Annotated in this window: 10 protein-coding genes; 6 read left to right on the top strand and 4 right to left on the bottom strand. The window is 73.0% G+C overall.

Translation table 11 applies throughout. From position 1 onward, the window contains the following. Positions 1-130: 130 nt before the first annotated feature. Positions 131-895, top strand: a complete 765-nt coding sequence (locus ACFYMU_RS07365; RefSeq protein WP_388369246.1) for an SDR family NAD(P)-dependent oxidoreductase — start codon at positions 131-133, stop codon at positions 893-895. Positions 896-1,076: 181 nt separating this feature from the next. Continuing rightward, entirely contained in the window at positions 1,077-2,057 is a 981-nt protein-coding gene (locus ACFYMU_RS07360) for a hypothetical protein (RefSeq protein ID WP_388369244.1), read from the top strand. A 103-nt stretch (positions 2,058-2,160) separates the two neighbouring features. On the opposite strand, the gene ppdK is transcribed toward ACFYMU_RS07360, so the two are convergent. Continuing rightward, positions 2,161-4,902, bottom strand: a complete 2,742-nt coding sequence (gene ppdK / locus ACFYMU_RS07355) for a pyruvate, phosphate dikinase (protein WP_388369241.1) — start codon at positions 4,900-4,902, stop codon at positions 2,161-2,163. A gap of 429 nt (positions 4,903-5,331) precedes the next feature. Continuing rightward, the gene (locus ACFYMU_RS07350) at positions 5,332-6,552 is read right to left on the bottom strand and encodes an ROK family protein (protein WP_388369238.1); all 1,221 of its coding nucleotides are present in this window, start codon (positions 6,550-6,552) and stop codon (positions 5,332-5,334) included. Positions 6,553-6,672: 120 nt separating this feature from the next. Between ACFYMU_RS07350 and ACFYMU_RS07345 the strand changes: the two genes are divergently transcribed. Continuing rightward, positions 6,673-8,229 (top strand): trehalase family glycosidase, encoded by a 1,557-nt coding sequence (locus ACFYMU_RS07345; protein ID WP_388369236.1) that lies wholly within the window; start codon positions 6,673-6,675, stop codon positions 8,227-8,229. Beyond that, a complete protein-coding gene (locus tag ACFYMU_RS07340) occupies positions 8,226-10,163 on the top strand; it encodes a glycogen debranching N-terminal domain-containing protein (protein WP_388369234.1) in 1,938 nt (645 codons plus the stop codon). Before ACFYMU_RS07345 ends, ACFYMU_RS07340 begins: the two co-directional genes overlap by 4 nt. 80 nt (positions 10,164-10,243) lie before the next feature. Here the strand turns inward: ACFYMU_RS07340 and ACFYMU_RS07335 are convergent, their stop codons facing one another. Together ACFYMU_RS07335 and ACFYMU_RS07330 are read right to left on the bottom strand one after the other, a co-directional pair. Next, entirely contained in the window at positions 10,244-12,556 is a 2,313-nt protein-coding gene (locus ACFYMU_RS07335; protein ID WP_388369231.1) for an ABC transporter permease, read from the bottom strand. Then, positions 12,553-13,257 (bottom strand): ABC transporter ATP-binding protein, encoded by a 705-nt coding sequence (locus ACFYMU_RS07330; RefSeq protein WP_388369229.1) that lies wholly within the window; start codon positions 13,255-13,257, stop codon positions 12,553-12,555. The genes ACFYMU_RS07335 and ACFYMU_RS07330 overlap by 4 nt, the downstream gene beginning before the upstream one ends. 139 nt (positions 13,258-13,396) lie before the next feature. Between ACFYMU_RS07330 and ACFYMU_RS07325 the strand changes: the two genes are divergently transcribed. Together ACFYMU_RS07325 and ACFYMU_RS07320 are read left to right on the top strand one after the other, a co-directional pair. Continuing rightward, positions 13,397-14,269 carry a sensor histidine kinase gene (locus ACFYMU_RS07325; RefSeq protein WP_388369226.1) on the top strand — a complete coding sequence of 291 codons (873 nt, stop codon included), beginning with the start codon at positions 13,397-13,399 and terminating at the stop codon, positions 14,267-14,269. Beyond that, the gene (locus ACFYMU_RS07320) at positions 14,266-14,970 is read left to right on the top strand and encodes a response regulator (protein WP_388369223.1); all 705 of its coding nucleotides are present in this window, start codon (positions 14,266-14,268) and stop codon (positions 14,968-14,970) included. The genes ACFYMU_RS07325 and ACFYMU_RS07320 overlap by 4 nt, the downstream gene beginning before the upstream one ends. Positions 14,971-15,694: the final 724 nt, after the last annotated feature.

Raw genomic sequence — 15,694 nt, 5'->3', positions numbered from 1 at the left:
CCCGGGCGGGCTACGCCGTGCGGACGGCGCCTTCCACATGCCGCGATATTAGATCGATCGGTCCAGAAAATCGTTCACATCGTTCAGGAACGCGGCCGGTGTCGGCGCCACGGCCAGAACAGGGGAGCCCATGACCACCCGCTTCTCCGGCAGGACCGCCCTCGTCACCGGCGCGGGCTCCGGCATCGGACGGGCCACCGCCCTGGCGTTCGCCGCCGAGGGCGCGCACGTCGTCGCCGCCGGGCGCCGGGCCGCCCCGCTCGACGAGACGGTCGCGCTGATCGAGGGGCGGGGCGGCAAGGCGCTCGCGGTGCGCGCCGACATCTCGCGCGCCGACGACGCCGAGGCGCTCGTCCGGGCCGCGGTGGACCGCTTCGGCTCGCTCGACGTGGCTGTCAACAACGCGGGGGTCCTGCGCGCCGGCGGCCCCCTGGCCGACTTCCCCGAGACGGACTGGCGCGCCCAGCTCGACATCAACGTCACCGGCGTCTTCCTGGCGCTCCAGGCCGAGATCCGGCAGATGCGCACCCAGCCGTCCGGCGGCGCGATCGTGAACGTCGCCTCCAACATCGGCGCGCACACCCACGTGCCCGGACTCGCCGCGTACGCCGCCTCGAAGGCGGCCGTCACCGCGCTCAGCCGGGCCGCCGCCCTGGACCACGTCCGCGACGGCGTCAGGATCACCGTGGTCAGTCCCGGCGCCACCGCCACGGCCATGTCGCTGCGCCCCGGCGAGACGGAGGCGGAACGCGCCGACCGCGTACGCGACGCCCTGCCCCTCGGCCGCCTCTCCGACCCGGCGGAGGTGGCCGCCGCGATCCTGTACCTGGCCTCGGACGACGCCGCGCCGCTCGTCGGCACGGACCTGGTGATCGACGGCGGCGCCGCGCTCTGAGCCGGACCGCACGCGGGTCACCACCCGGCCGCGCGTCCCGCTCTCACATGGCGGGGAGAAGCCTGCCGCCTCGACCGCGCCCGCCTCGGTTTCCGTCTCGGTTTCCGTCTCGGCCGCCGCGCGCCCACGGCCGCTTCCCCGCCGAACTGGCCTGGTGGGGCCGGGGCTAGGGTTACCGCACATGTGGCCAGGACAGCAGCCGCCCGGGGGCGAGCAGAACCCGCAGAACCAGAACCCTTACCAGCAGCCGAACCCGTACCGGTACACGGGCCATCAGCAGCCGAATCCCTACCAGCAGCCAGGGCAGCAACCGCAGTGGGGCGCACCCGCGCCCGTGGGGGCGCCCCGGCCGCCGAGCGGCGGAGGGAACCGGACCAAGATGGTCGCGATCGGGGCGGCCACGGTCGTGGTGGTGGCCGCCGGCGTCACCGGTTTCCTGGTCCTGGGCGGCAACAAGGACGACGCCGCCGGTGGAGGCGAGCCCAAGACGTCGGCCAGTGCACCGCAGAGCCCGACGGCTTCGGCATCCGGGTCGGACGACGACGCGCGAGGCGTCGGGGCCGAGAAGCCGACCGTCCCCGGCTGGAAGGTCACCGTCAACGCCAAGTGGGGGATCGCCTTCGACGTGCCGGCGGACTGGGAGGTGGAGCCCCCGAGCACCGCCATCGGTTACGCGGACCAGAAGACGGGCAAGCCGATCGCGTACATGTCGGGCATCGCCTATGACAAGCCGAAGTGGTGCACGTCCGACGACGACAAGGACGGCCGGACAGAGGACACGGCACTGGCCGCGACCGGCACCAAGGGCGCGGGCGGCGCCAAGAACACCGACCAGGTGGCGCTGAACACGGTGGGCTGGTGGGTCTACGCCCCTTATACGCAGCCGGACAAGAAGAGCTTCACCATCGACGAGAAGGCCCAGCCTTACACGACCGCTGCGGGAGTCAGGGGGAGCATCGCCTGGGCCCGGTCGACCGACACGCCCCAGAGGGGCAAGTGCGCGAGCGACGGCAAGGCACTCTCGTTCGGCTTCAAGAACTCGGCCGGTGACTTCGTGTCGTGGAACTTCTACGGCGCCAAGGGCGTCCGTGACGAGGTTCCCACGGCGACCGTCATGAAGATCCTCAGCACGGTCCGACTGCACGGCACACCGACGGAGTGAAAGGGCGGCACCCCCGCACAGGGTGCCGCCCCTCCTGGTAGGCCGGGACCGTCGCCGCGTCGGCGAGGGTCAGGTTGGCCGGCAACGGTCCCGGGGTCTTGTGTCAGCGGTGGTCGCTGCCCTCCGAGGAGGAGGCCGCGCGTCCCGCTTCCAGGCGGGCCACCGGGATCCGGAAGGGGGAGCAGGAGACGTAGTCCAGTCCGACCTCGTGGAAGAAGTGCACCGACTCGGGGTCGCCGCCGTGCTCGCCGCAGACGCCGAGCTTGAGGTCGGGGCGGGTGGCGCGGCCGGCCTGGGCGGCGGCCTTGACCAGGGAGCCCACGCCGTCCTTGTCGATCGTCTCGAAGGGGGAGACGCCGAAGATGCCCTTCTCCAGGTAGGCCGTGAAGAAGCTCGCCTCCACGTCGTCCCGACTGAAGCCCCACACCGTCTGGGTCAGGTCGTTGGTGCCGAAGGAGAAGAACTCGGCCGCCTCCGCGATCTGACCCGCCGTGAGCGCGGCGCGCGGCAGCTCGATCATCGTGCCGATCGCCAGCTTCAGCCGCGTCCCCGTGGCCTCCTCGACCTCCGCGATGACCCGGTCCGCCTCCTCGCGCACGATCTCCAGCTCCTGGACCGTGCCGACGAGCGGGATCATGACCTCGGCACGCGGGTCGCCCTTGGCGGCCTTGCGCTCGGCGGCCGCCTCCGCGATCGCCCGTACCTGCATCGTGAACAGGCCCGGGATGACCAGGCCGAGGCGCACCCCGCGCAGGCCCAGCATCGGGTTCTGCTCGTGCAGGCGGTGCACGGCCTGCAGCAGGCGCAGCTCGTTCTCGTGCGGCTCCTGGCGGGCCTCCGCCAGCGCCACGCGCACCGACAGCTCGGTGATGTCGGGCAGGAACTCGTGCAGCGGCGGGTCGAGGAGCCGGATGGTGACCGGCAGCCCGTCCATCGCCTCGAACAGCTCCACGAAGTCCTTCTTCTGGAGGGGGAGCAGCTCCTTGAGGGAGTCCTCCCGCTCCGCCTCCGTGTCCGCCAGGATCAGGCGTTCCACCAGTTCACGGCGGTCACCGAGGAACATGTGCTCCGTGCGGCACAGGCCGATGCCCTGGGCGCCGAAGCGGCGTGCCCGCAGCGCGTCCTCGGCGTTGTCCGCGTTCGCCCGCACCCGCAGCCGGCGCTTGCGGTCCGCGAAGGCCATGATCCGGTGCACGGCCGCCACCAGTTCGTCGGCGTCGTCCGCGCCCGCGTGCATCCGGCCCTCGAAGTACTCGACGACCGGGGACGGCACGACCGGGACCTCGCCCAGGTACACCTTGCCCGACGAGCCGTCGATGGAGATGAGGTCGCCCTCCTCGACCACCACCCCGCCCGGTGCGGTGAAGCGCCGCCGCTTGGTGTCGACCTCCAGCTCCTCGGCGCCGCACACGCAGGTCTTGCCCATGCCGCGCGCCACGACCGCGGCGTGGGAGGTCTTGCCGCCGCGGGACGTGAGGATGCCCTCCGCCGCGATCATGCCGTCCAGGTCGTCGGGGTTGGTCTCGCGGCGGATGAGGATGACCTTCTCGCCCGAACGCGACCACTTGACCGCCGTGTACGAGTCGAAGACGGCCTTGCCGACGGCCGCACCCGGCGACGCCGCGATGCCCCGGCCGAGCTGTTCGACCCTCGCCTGCTCGTCGAAGCGCGGGAACATCAGCTGCGCGAGCTGGGCGCCCGTCACCCGCTGCAGCGCCTCCGCCTCGTCGATCAGGCCCTGGTCCACCAGCTGCGTCGCGATGCGGAAGGCCGCGCCCGCCGTGCGCTTGCCGACACGGGTCTGCAGCATCCACAACTGGCCGCGCTCGATGGTGAACTCGATGTCGCAGAGATCCTTGTAGTGGTTCTCCAGCGTCTCCATGATCTGCATCAGCTGGTCGTACGACTTCTTGTCGATCTGCTCCAGCTCGGCGAGCGGGACCGTGTTGCGGATGCCCGCGACCACGTCCTCGCCCTGCGCGTTCTGCAGGTAGTCGCCGTAGACGCCCTGGTGGCCGGAGGCCGGGTCGCGGGTGAACGCCACGCCCGTACCGGAGTCGGGGCCGAGGTTGCCGAAGACCATGGAGCAGACGTTGACCGCGGTGCCCAGGTCGTGCGGAATGCGCTCCTGGCGACGGTAGAGCTTCGCGCGGTCGCCGTTCCACGAGTCGAAGACCGCCTTGATGGCGAGGTCCATCTGCTCACGCGGGTCCTGCGGGAAGTCGCGCCCGGCCTCGGTCTTGACGATCTTCTTGAACTTGGTGACCAGCTTCTTGAGGTCCGCGGCGTCCAACTCGGTGTCGACCGTGACCTTCTTGGCCTTCTTGGCCGCGTCGAGCGCGTCCTCGAAGAGCTCGCCCTCGACGCCGAGGACCGTCTTGCCGAACATCTGGATGAGACGGCGGTAGGAGTCCCACGCGAAGCGCTCGTCGCCGGCCTGCTTCGCCAGCCCCTGCACGGACCTGTCGGAGAGGCCGATGTTGAGGACGGTGTCCATCATGCCGGGCATGGAGAACTTCGCCCCGGAACGGACTGAGACGAGCAGCGGGTTGTCGGCCTGGCCGAGCTTCTTGCCCATCCGCTCCTCGAGCGCGGTGAGGTGCGCACTCACCTCGTCACGCAGTGCCGCCGGCTCCTCGCCGCTGCCGAGGTAGACCTTGCACGCCTCGGTGGTGATGGTGAAGCCGGGAGGGACGGGGAGACCCAGATTGGTCATCTCCGCGAGGTTCGCGCCCTTGCCACCGAGAAGGTCCTTGAGGTCCTTGTTGCCCTCGGTGAAGTCGTAAACGAACTTCACGCCTTCCACGGCGTTCTCCGTTACGTGGGGATCTTTGTTTTCCGACACGGTCTCGACTCCTCGAGGACGCGATGGCTGCCCTGACGGCGAGGAACATACCCAGATCGAAGGCGCCTGGGTACGTCTACTTGCGCGTCATGCGCCCGTAACCACCCGTCCGCCACTGGATTGAAAGTCAAGGCTTTGCAACTCATGACGCGCGGATGTTTTCACTTCTTGAACGAACAAGGACCGGGCCATGACCCATGGCGCTCATGTGAGCGGGATTGAGCACGTCTGATTTCGATCGATGAACGATCAAACGGTGGCACCGAGTGCCACTGCTTGGAGAAGTGCATCCACCCAAGATCCGCTCATCTGAGCGCAGCCCTTATCAGAGGTGGCGAGAATCACGCGCTGAGGAAGCTTCCGATTCCACCATCCGGACGCACCACCGGGCCGAAACGCGGCCGTCACACGGACAAGGCCGCCCGCCCCTCACACACCGAGCGCGAGCAGCCGTTCCTCCGCCCGCTCCGGGGCGTACAGGTACTCGACGACCGACGCACCCGCCCCGACCAGCCCCGACCGCTCGCCGAGCCGCGAGGTCACCACGTCCAGGTGCGCGGTGGAGCGGGGCAGCGCCCGTTGGTACAGCAGCTCCCGCACCCCCGTGAGGAAGTGAGTTCCGGCCAAATCCCCGGCGATCATCAGCACCCCCGGGTTCAGCAGCGTCACCACGGTCGCGAGGACGTCCCCGACCTGCCGCCCGGCCTCCCGTGCGAGCGCCACCGCCTCCGGATGCCCGGCGGCCAGCAGGTCCCGTACGTCCGAGCCGGAGGCGGCCGGAACCCCCGCCTCCGCGAGCCGGCGTGCGACGGCGCCTCCGCTCGCCACCGCGGCCAGGCAGCCGTAGGAACCGCACCGGCACAGCGCGCCGGCTCCCCCGGGGACCCGGATGTGCCCGATGTCCCCGGCGCCGCCGTCGATGCCGCGGTAGACCCGGCCGCCGACGACCACACCCGCGCCGATGCCGGTGGAGACCTTGACCAGCACGAACGCCGAGCAGTCCGGGTGCCCGGTGCGCTGTTCGCCGTACGCCATCAGGTTCGCGTCGTTGTCGACCAGCACCGGCACGTCCGCGGCACCGTGCGCATGCTCCGCGAAGGCCCGCCGCAGCCGCCCCCTGATGTCGTAGCCGTCCCAGCCCGGCATGATCGGCGGCTGGACGACCCGGCCGGTGTCGCTGTCGACGGGGCCGGGCACCGCGAGCCCGATCCCGCACACCTCGTGCGCCCGGTGGCCCGCCTTCTCCAGCAACCCGGCGAACCAGACGCCCAGTTCGCCGAGCACGGTCTCCGGCCCGTCCTCGACGACCAGGGTCCCGGCACGCTCGGCCAGGATCTCGCCGGACAGGGAGAGGACCCCGGCGCGCGCGTGCCGGGTGTCGAGGTCGGCGGCGAGGACCACCGCGTGGGCGTCGTCGAACTCGAGGGTGATCGAGGGACGGCCGCCGAGGGGCGAGCCGACCGGACCGCCCGCGCCCTCCCGCAGCCAGCCGGCCCGGAAGAGGCGGTCCAGGCGCTGGCCGACCGTGGCCCGGGACAGCCCCGTGGCCTGCTGGAGGGCGCCGCGGGTCGTGGCGCGGCCGCTGCGGACCAGTTGGAGCAGATCTCCGGCTCCGGCCTGCGCGCCCGCTCTCCCGGCTCGTCCGGTCATGCACACCCCCTTGCGTTCACCAACCCTGCATTACATATTGAGTTTTGCGTGTTAAATAGACGTAACCCTACGGTACCTACTGCCGAACTGGTCGGCCGGACGTCTTTCGGGGAGACCTGAGTGGACCGCACTACCCAACTCACCGCCCGCCCCACGGAACTCGCGGGTTCCCTGCGCACCACCGGCTCACCGCCGCGTCCCGGACCGCGGGAGACCGTCCGCCCCGAGCGCGACGTATACGATCCGGTCGGCACGGCGACGGGAAAGCCACACGTCAGGGCGGCGCGGGTGCTGGAGGACAACTGGACGGGGACGTCGACGGTGCCGTCGCGCGGCCTGTACCCGCACCAGTGGTCGTGGGACTCGGCGTTCATCGCGATCGGGCTGCGCCACCTGTCACCGTTACGGGCGCAGACGGAGCTGGAGACACTGCTCGACGCCCAGTGGGCGGACGGGCGTGTCCCGCACATCGTCTTCAACCCCTCCGTACCGCTCGACGCGTACTTCCCCAGCCCCGACTTCTGGCGCTCCTCGACCGCGGGGCGCGCTGCGGGCGCCCCGCGCACCGTACAGACCTCGGGCATCGTCCAGCCACCGGTGCACGCGCTCGCCGCCTGGCTGGTGCACCGCGCCGACCCCGGGCTGTCCCGGGCGCGCGGTTTCCTCTCCCGGGTCTACCCGCGCCTCGCCGCCTGGCACCGCTATCTGCTGCACCGCCGCGACCTGGGCGGCGGCGGTCTCGCCTCGGTGGTGCACCCCTGGGAGCAGGGCATGGACAACAGCCCCGCCTGGGACGCGCCGCTGTCCCGCATCGCCCCGGCCCCGGCCCGCTCCTTCCGCCGCGCCGACCTCGACCACGGTGCGCCCGAAGACCGCCCGACCGACCTGGACTACGGGCGGTACGTGCGGCTGGCGGCGGACTACCGCGACCGCGGATACGCCGACGGCGGGGTGACCCGCAGAACCTCGGTCGACGGCGGGTTCGCGGTGGAAGACCCCTCGGTCGACGGCGGGTTCGCGGTGGAGGACCCCTCGTTCAACGCGCTGCTGATCGCGTCGGAGCACGCGCTGGCCCGCATCGCGCACGAGCTGGGCGCGACGGGCACCGCCCGGCACGCCCGCGCCGAACGCCTGACCGCGGCCCTCGTCGACCGCCTCTGGGACCCCGCCGAGGGCCTGTTCTTCTGCCGGGACGTGCGCGGCGGCGCCCTCGTCCCCGAGCGCACCGTCTCCGGTCTGATTCCGCTGCTGCTGCCCGCGCTCCCCCGTGACGTCGCGGCCGCGCTCGTCCGCACGCTGCACGGGCCGCACTTCGGGCTGGGCGGGGCCACCCGGCTCGTGCCGAGCTACGACCTGCTCGGCGGGGCCTTCGATCCGCACCGGTACTGGCGCGGGCCCGCCTGGTTCAACACCGGCTGGCTGGTGGAGCGCGGCCTGCGCACGCACGGGGAGCGGGCGCGGGCCGACGCGCTGCGCACGGAGCTGCTCCGGACGGCGCTGGCCACGGACTTCGCGGAGTACGTCGACCCGTACACGGGCGAGGCGTGCGGGACGCTCGGCTTCAGCTGGACCGCCGCGCTCACGCTCGACCTGCTCCACCGGCGCCCCGGACACGGCGTGTCCCCAGGGGGCGCCGACACGTTCGACAGCAGTGACAAGGGAGGGGGCCGGCGATGACGGACCGGCATCATCTGCTCGTACACGGCACGACGTTCGCCGCCGTGGGAGACGGCGGGGACATCAGCGGGGTGCGGGGCGGCGGCTTTCCGGCCGGGCTGTTCGTACGCGACGCCCGGCACCTGAGCCGGTGGCAGCTCACCGTCGACGGCGCCGTGCCCGAGACGCTCACACCGGTCGCGGACAGCGACGCGGCCCGCTGCGTGCTGGTGCCGCGCGGCGGCCGGCAGGAGCCGCCCGCCTACACGGTCTTCCGTGAACAGGCCGTCGCCGAGAGCGCGTTCGTGGAGTCGGTGCACGTCACCAACAACCGTCCGGTGCCTACCACGGTCCGCGTCGCGGTCACCGCGGACGCCGACTTCGCGGACCAGTTCGAGCTGCGTTCCGACCACCGCACCTACGCCAAGACGGGTGCCGTCCGCTCCCGCCGGGTCCTCGACGACGGCGTGGAGTTCGGCTACCGGCGCGGCGAGTGGCACTCCCGTACGACGGTCACGGCCGACCCCGCGCCGGACGGCGTGGAGGAGACCGGGACGGGCGCCCGCCGCCTCGTGTGGACGCTGGAGCTGGAGCCGCACGGCTCGGCGGAGCTGGCCCTGCGGGTCGCCGCCCGGCCGCACGGGGCGGTGCAGGACCCGGTGGTCCCGTCCTCCCCCGCCGCCGCGGGCGAGCGGCTCCTCGCCCTGGAGGGCGAGTTCATGGAGGGCGTGGCGTTCCCCATGGGCTGGCCCGAGCTGGCCGCGGCCTGTGCGCGGGGCCTGTCCGACCTGGCCGCGCTCCAGGTGCCGGCGACGGGTCCGGACGGCGAGGGCCTGCGCGTCCCCGCGGCCGGCGCCCCCTGGTTCCTCACGCTGCTGGGCCGCGACGCTCTCCTCACCTCGCTCTTCGCCCTGCCCTACCGGCCCGGGCCGGCCGCGGCCACGCTGGCCGCGCTCGCCGCGACGCAGGCGACCGAGGTCGGCACGCGGTCCGTGGCCCAGCCGGGGAAGATCGTGCACGAGGTGCGGCACGGGGAACTGGCCCACTTCGGGCAGGTGCCCTACGGGCGGTACTACGGCTCGGTCGACGCGACACCCCTCTTCCTGGTGCTGCTCGGGGCGTACGTCGAGCAGACCGGCGACGTGGCGACGGCCCAGCGCCTCGAATCCCACGCCCGCGGGGCGATCGGCTGGATGCTGGACCACGGCGGGCTCACCTCCCGCGGCTACCTCGTCTACCGCGCCGACCAGGGCGGTCTCGCCAACCAGAACTGGAAGGACTCCCCCGGCGCGATCTGCTCCGCCGACGGCAGCCGCCCCACCGGGCCGGTGATGGCGGCGGGCGCGCAGGGGTACGCGTACGACGCGCTGCGCCGCACCGCGCACCTGGCCCGCACGGTGTGGGGCGACGAGGTGTACGCGGCGCTGCTGGAGCAGGCGGCCGGGGACCTGCGCGACCGCTTCCAGCGGGACTTCTGGATGGACGACCACGCCTTCCCGGCGCTGGCGCTGGACGGCGAGGGCCGCCAGGTGGACGCGCTCGCGTCGGACGCGGGCCATCTGCTGTGGTCGGGCCTGCTCGACAAGGAGTACGGGGAACTGGTCGGCCGGCGCCTGCTGGAGCCCGACTTCTTCTCCGGCTGGGGCGTGCGCACCCTGGCCGCGGACCAGGCGGCGTACCACCCGATGTCGTACCACCGCGGTTCGGTCTGGCCGCACGACAACGCGCTGATCACGCTGGGGCTGGCGCGATACGGGCTGCACGACGAGGCCCGGACGGTGGCCCACGCGCTGGTCGACGCCGCGACGGCGACGGGCCACCGGCTGCCGGAGGTGCTCGCCGGGTACGGCCGCGACACGCATCCCGAGCCGGTGCCGTACCCGCACGCCTGCGTCCGCGAGTCCCGCTCGGCGGCGACACCGCTCGCGCTGCTGACGGCGGTGGGCGGGGCGTAGCCGTTGCGCTCCCGGGGCAGCGGCGCCGCCGCATCCTCCTCCCCTCTCGGCGGTCCGGGGTCGCACGGCCCCGGACCGCCTCACTCGTTGTGCAGTGCCTCCGCGACCGTCAGCCGAGCCGCGCCCCGTGCCGGGACGAACGCGCCCAGGACCGCGATCGCGATGCCCGCCAGGGCCGGCCCGGCCAGCACCCGGGCCTGCCAGACGTCCGTCATGTACGAGGGCAGGGCGATGTCCACCGCATCCGTCATCCGCGGCACCACCAGGTGGTAGCCCACGATGCCCAGCGGTACACCGAGCAGGGAGCCGACCGCGCCGAGCACGGCCATCGACATCACCATCATCACCGTGACCTGGCCCGGCGTCATACCGATCGACTTGAACATGCCCAGATCGCGGCGGCGGTCGCGGGTGTTGAGGACGACCGTGTTGAAGACACCGAGCGAGGCGACCACCGCCAGCATCACGGTGAGCACCACCGCGGAACCGATGATGGTCTGCACGGCGGCGTTGGGGGTGTGCACCGTGGGGCCGGTCCCGCGGTCGGCGGCCCTGACCGCGCGCGCGTAGGCGGCCGGGTCCGCCCCGTCACGGAGCCTGACGTGGTAGGCGATCGGCTTCTCCCCGGGGGACAGGGCCGTCATCGTCGACCAGTCACCCACGACCACGCGGCCGTTGTCCTGCATGGCCTCTCCGACGACGACCACCACCTCCCGGCGGTCGTTCTTCTGCAGGGTGAGGTGATCGCCGATCCGCACGCCGTACCGGCGCAGGAAGGCCGAACCGGCCACGATCTCGCCCGCCCGGTGCGTCCACCGGCCCCGGGTGAGCACACTGTCCAGCTGCGGCAGGTCGCCCCGACGGCCCTCGATCATGATGCTCTGTGCCGCGCCGGTCATGTGGACCTCGACGTCCGCCCTGGCGGTGACCTCACGCGCCCCGGGCAACGAGCGCAGCAGGGACTGCAGTTCCCGGTCGCCGTGCTCGGGCCCGATCTCCTCGCCGTTTCTGATGCTGCTCGCGTACACGGTGACCTGGAAGGCGTCCTGCCCCGCAGTCCCGAACCGGATCATCGTCGTGGCCAGGCCGGTCGCGAACGTCACCGTCGTCACCCCGAGCAGAACGGCGGCGAGCGTGAGGGCGCTGCGGCCCGGCCGGGCGAAGGGCAGGCCCACTCCCAGGCTCACCGGCCGCGGCAGCCTGCTGCTCGCCAGCCGGCGCTGGACGCCGAGCGCCCGCCCGGCGCGCGGGGCGCTGCCCGCGCTGATCGCCCGGGCCGCGGAGTGGCGGTGCGCGCGCGCCGCGGGTGCGAGCGCGGCGAGGGCGCAGACGACGGGCATGCCCAGCAGGGCCAGGGAGTTCACCCAGGGCGCGACCCCCACGTCGTGGTGGAAGACGCCCGAGTCGGGCCCGGTGAACACGAAGGCGAAGAAGGGACGCGACACGAGGTTGCCCACGGCGGTGCCGAGCGCGCACCCGGCCACCGCGGGGAGACAGACCATGGTGAGGTAGACGGCGACCACCTGTCCCGGGGTGAAGCCCAGGGCCTTGAGGATCCCGATGTGCCGGGAGCCCGAGATCACGGCGCCGCTGACCACGTTGGCCACGATGAGCACCGACACCACGACACCGAGGATCCCGAAAGCCAGCAGGTAGCCGGCGTAGGCCCGGGCCAGCCCTCCCGTGCGGTGCTTGAGGGTGAGGTACGACTGGGAGGCGGTCAGGGCGTTCTTCGGCAGCGCCCGGGTCACGGCGGCCATCCGGGCGCGCAGCCGGGCCTGCGACGACGCGTCCGTGAAGCGGAAGAGCACCTGGGTGGCGGTCGGGTGCAGGGCCGGGATCTGGCCGGGCGCGACCCAGGCGTTGGCCGAACCGCTGAGTTCGAAGGCGAACCCGACGATGGTGAGCGTCGGCCCCGAGGGCAGCCGGATCCGTTTGCCCAGGTCGTCCGCGGTCCAGTCCGGCTGACGGTTCACGACGATCTCGCCCGGCCGGGTGGCCCAGCGGCCCGCCCAGAGGTCCACGCGGTCCACCGGGCCTCCGGGTCCGGAGCGGCCCACGACCGTGATCTGGTCGCCGAGGCCGTAGTCTCCCCGCCCCCTCGTCAGATCGACCGTCGCCTGGGCGAAGGGCCCGGCGACCGCCTCCACACCGGGCTGCCTGGCTGCCCGCGCCACCTGTGCTTCCGAGACCCTTGCGGGGTCGAACTCGGCGATCACGTGCGGACCGCGTTGTCTGCCGAAGGTCTTGTCGAAGGGAGCCGAGGCCGAGTCGACCAGACCGAGCGCGACCACCATCGCCCCGGTCGAGACCAGCGTGACCAGCAGGATGACGGCCGTCTGGAGCCTGCGCCGCCGTACGGCCGCCCGCGCGGCCCGCCACACCGCGCTCATGCGGACTCCAGCGTGTGCTCGCCGGTCACCCGGCCGTCGGCGAGTTCGACCAGCCGGCTGGCGCAGCGCCGCGCGAGGTGGTCGTCGTGCGTCACCAGGACCAGCGTCTGGCCGATCTGGTTGAGGTCGAGCAGCAGGTCCATCACCTGCTCGCCGGCACGGCTGTCGAGGGCGCCGGTCGGCTCGTCGGCCAGCAGCAGGGCGGGACGGTTCATCAGCGCCCGGGCCACGGCGACGCGTTGCCGCTCGCCGCCGCTGAGCACCGCGGGATAGGCGTTCCTGCGGCCGGCGATGCCGAGTTCGTCGAAGAGTTCCAGCGCGCGGCGGCGGGCCTGCCGGGCCGGGGTGCCGGTCAGCTGCGCGGCCAGGGCGACGTTGTCCAGCGCGGACAGGTCGTCGATGAGGTTGAAGAACTGGAAGATCATGCCGATGCGGCGGCGCCGGTACAGGGCGAGGCGCTTCTCGCTCAGCTCCCCCACGTTCTCGCCGTGCACGACGACCGTGCCGTGCGTCGGACGGTCCAGGCCGGAGATCATGTTGAGCAGGGTGGACTTGCCGCACCCGGAGGGTCCCATCACCGCGACCGCCTCCCCGGCCCGGATCTCCAGCGACACGCCGTCCAGCGCCGTCGTCTCGCCGTACTCCTTGCGTACGCCGTCGAGCCGTACGACTGCTTCTTCCCTGCTGTCCTCGGTGACCATGCCCAGGACGGTAGGTGCGGACCGGAGGCCCGGGCATCCGTCCCCGGATGGCAAACCGGCCCGCGCCTCATCCCCGGGATGCAGGGCGCTGCATCCACGGGTCGATGCGGACCGGACTGCGGTCTGCGAAGGTGGCCTCGTGCGGGAGTGGGGGCCGGGCGGGCCGGTGCTGGTGCTGGGGGCGGCGTGCGCGGCCGTCGTGTGGCTGACGGCGGAGCTGGTGCGTACGCAACGCCGGTGGCGGGCGGCCGTGGGGGAACGCGGCTGGCTGCTGGAGCGGGAGCGGGAGAGCGCGGCCCGCGCCGCGGTGGCGGCCGAACGCGACCGTATCGCCCGGGAACTGCACGACATCGTCAGCCACACCGTCAGCCTCATGGTCGTGCAGGCCGGGGCCGCCCGTGAGGTGCTGGGCACCATGCCGGACGAGGCCGCGGCGGCGCTGCGTGCCGTCGAGGACGCGGGGCGTGGCGCGATGACCGATCTGCGGCACCTGCTGGGTCTGCTGGCACCCTCGCCGAACGGCGACGACGCGGACTCCGAGGGCGCGGCCGACGGAGGCGGCGGTGACGCCGCGGTGCAGCCACCGCAGCCCGGCCTCGACCGGCTGGGGACGCTCGTGGACCGGATATCGTTCGCCGGGCTGCCCGTCGAGGTGCGGATCTCCGGCGAACCGCGCCCGCTGCCCCCGGGCGTCGACGTGACCGCCTACCGCATCGTCCAGGAGGCGCTGACCAACGCGCTCCGGCACGGTGACGGCGGCAAGGCCGAGGTGACGGTGCGGTACTCGGACCACGCGTTGCGCGTGGAGGTGCTGAACACCGGCCGGAGCGTGCTGACCGGCGGTGCCCCGCCACAGCCGGCACGGGCCGTCCCGCGGCACCGGGAGGGCGCGGGCCGCGGGCTGCTGGGTCTGCGTGAGCGGGTCGCGGTGTACGGAGGAGACCTGGACGCCCGGCGGCGGCTGGGCGGCGGCTACCGGGTCCGGGCGCGCATCCCCCTGGACCGCCCGTGACGGCGCCCGGAACCGAGAGGGCTCCCCGCGTGCTCATCGCCGACGACCAGACGCTGATCCGGACCGGCTTCCGGCTGATCCTGACCGCCCGCGGCATCGAGGTGGTGGGCGAGGCGGCCGACGGTGCGGAGGCGGTGGCGGCCGCGCGCGAACTGCGGCCGGACGTCGTGCTGATGGACATCCGCATGCCGAACATGGACGGCCTGGATGCCACCCGCCGCATCCTGGAACGGCTGCCGGACTGCCGGGTACTCATCCTGACCACCTTCGACCTGGACCACTACGTGTACACGGCGCTGGCGGTCGGGGCCAGCGGCTTCCTGCTGAAGGACGTCACCCCGGACCATCTGGCGGCCGCCGTCCGGCTGGTCGACACGGGCGACGCCCTGCTGGCCCCGTCGATCACGCGACGGCTGGTGGAGCGCTTCGCCTCGGGCGGCACCCGCCCGCCGGCCGTGCACGCGGACCTGGCGGCCCTGACGCCCCGCGAGCTGGAGGTCCTGAGCCTGCTCGGCCGGGGGCTGTCCAACACGGAACTGGCCGCCGAACTGATCCTGAGCGAAGCCACGGTGAAGTCCCACGTGGCCCGGATCTTCGCCAAGCTGGCCCTCCGCGACCGCGCCCAGGCCGTCGTGCTCGCGTACGAGACCGGGTTGGTCAGGCCGGGCGACTTCGACGCGGACGGGCCCCCGGACCGGTGAGGCTCTCCCAGGGCCGTGCCACGCCTGCGCGGGGAGCCGGTTGACCTGGGATTTGCCGGGTGTTTGCCGGGTGCTGGCGCTTCGCTGTTGAACGTACGCACCCGGCTGCGCGTACGGGATGGCGGCGGGCCCGGCCTCCCCCAGCGTGGCCCGCCGCTCTCCGCCACGGGCTTCGCACGGAAGGACCCTTCGGGTTGCCTCTCAACACACGCTCACGAGACACGACGGACCAGCCCGGGGCGGCCACGGACGAGGTCCCGCCGGCGGAGCCGGAGGAGCGAGCGGCCGCCGCACCGCCGACCACCGCCGAGCCGGCGGGGACGCGTCCCGCGGAGCGGGAACCGGACACCGGGGTCGCCGTGACGGCGGCGGCGCAGGAGCCGCCGGAGCCGGCGAGCCCCGCCCCTGCGGCCGCCGAGGGAACGGCGTCTGCCGACGCCACGGCCCGGCCGGGCCCGGACGAGCCCGCCGAGCCGACGGCGAACGGCTCCGAACCGACGGCGAACGGCTCCGAACCGGCGTCCGACGAGCCGCACGGCGCGGCCGACGGAACCGAGCCCGCCGACGACGACGCCACGCCTCACCCCGACCCGGACGCCGCGCCGGCGGCCCCCGAGTCGGCCGGCGCCCCGGCCCCGCCGACCGACGACCCGCAGGGCACGGAAAGCCCGACCGACGACCCGCAGGACGCCGAGGGCTCCGTCGACGACCCGCAGGACGCCGA

It is taken from the genome of Streptomyces sp. NPDC007264 (genome assembly GCF_042869095.1).
In the GTDB taxonomy this organism is placed as follows: domain Bacteria; phylum Actinomycetota; class Actinomycetes; order Streptomycetales; family Streptomycetaceae; genus Streptomyces.
The sequence above is the reverse complement of the archived record's forward strand: the minus strand, read 5'-3'. Positions and strand labels throughout refer to the sequence as shown.